At 46.0% G+C, this 263-nt stretch carries 1 protein-coding gene; it reads right to left on the bottom strand.

What is annotated here, in order from left to right; all coding sequences use genetic code 11:
• A partial coding sequence (locus CHH91_RS18620) for an SDR family NAD(P)-dependent oxidoreductase (protein ID WP_141234226.1) occupies positions 1-179 on the bottom strand: 179 nt, incomplete at its 3' end.
• Between the last annotated feature and the right edge of the window lie 84 nt (positions 180-263).

Raw genomic sequence — 263 nt, 5'->3', positions numbered from 1 at the left:
TTCGTTACATCCGCTTGGACAAGCTGCAATTTTTTATGGGCCCACTTTTGTTGGAGTGTTTCAGCCTTTTCCTTGTCACTGAAATAAGTAACCGTTACACTGTACCCCGCTTCCAGCAATCCTTCCACCACTTGTAAGCCCAGCCCTTTCGTCCCGGCCGTAATCAATGCATGCCTCATTGCTGTTCACCTCTTGACTAGACGCTTTTATTCCAAAGATACATGAGTCCCATTGGAAACGCAAAACAAAACCCAGCCTGATTA

Source organism: Virgibacillus sp. 7505 (assembly GCF_002272135.1).
GTDB lineage: Bacteria > Bacillota > Bacilli > Bacillales > Amphibacillaceae > Terribacillus.
This window is presented reverse-complemented; position numbering and strand designations above follow the sequence as displayed.